Here is a 448-nt window from a genome sequence, read left to right as displayed (position 1 = left end):
CCCCCCAGCTCATCGTTGCCTTTTACGCGTTCGATATAGACAAAATTGTGGCCATCTTTCGCCCACAGCCCCTGCTGGGTTGAGAGCAGCGAGCCGCCGTACATCTGCTGGGCACGGTAGTTGCGCGCCATCTGTTCGCCCTGCGGGGCCACCCACTCGCCGATGGCCATGGTCAGCAGCACCAGCGGGATCGCGGTTTTCATTACCGCCAGCGCTACCTGCAGCCGGGTGAAACCGGATGCCTGCATCACCACCAGTTCGCTGCGCTGGGCCAGCATCCCCAGCCCCAGCAGCGCGCCAAGCAGCGCCGCCATCGGGAAGAAGATCTGGATGTCCTTCGGCACGCTGAGGATGGTGTAGAGACCAGCGCCCAGCGCATCGTAGCTGCCCTGCCCGGACTTTTTCAGCTGATCGACAAACTTGATAATGCCGGAGAGCGACACCAGCA

General features: G+C 62.3%; 1 protein-coding gene. It reads right to left on the bottom strand.

Annotated features, from left to right (window positions below; all coding sequences use genetic code 11):
- On the bottom strand, nucleotides 1–448 hold a 448-nt coding region (locus M3234_RS28920), incomplete at both ends, for an LptF/LptG family permease (RefSeq protein WP_262307941.1).

Origin of the sequence: Neobacillus niacini, from assembly GCF_023715785.1 — a bacterium.
Taxonomy (GTDB): domain Bacteria; phylum Bacillota; class Bacilli; order Bacillales; family Cytobacillaceae; genus Neobacillus; species Neobacillus niacini_E.
The sequence above is the reverse complement of the archived record's forward strand: the minus strand, read 5'-3'. Positions and strand labels throughout refer to the sequence as shown.